Consider the following 217-nt stretch of genomic DNA (forward strand, 5'->3'; position numbering starts at 1 on the left):
TTCCCTGACTGCCCCATTGGCACCGGATTCAGGGACACCACCGATCGGGGCGCCCGTACCCGGTGCAGCGTTGTTCGTCCTCGACCGCCGGCTACGGCCGGTGCCGATCGGTGTCACCGGCGAGTTGTATGTGGCCGGCACAGGTGTCAGCCCCGGATATTGGCGTCGCACCGCGCTCACCGCATCCCGGTTCGTTGCCTGCCCGTTCGGCGGAACT

Annotated in this window: 1 protein-coding gene; it reads left to right on the forward strand. The window is 67.7% G+C overall.

Annotated features, from left to right (window positions below; all coding sequences use genetic code 11):
• Positions 1–217, forward strand: a 217-nt coding sequence (locus tag IRT45_RS36545; protein ID WP_194810301.1) for an AMP-binding protein, incomplete at both ends; no start/stop codon positions are given.

This window comes from Nocardia sp. BSTN01 (assembly GCF_015354405.1).
Classification (GTDB): domain Bacteria; phylum Actinomycetota; class Actinomycetes; order Mycobacteriales; family Mycobacteriaceae; genus Nocardia.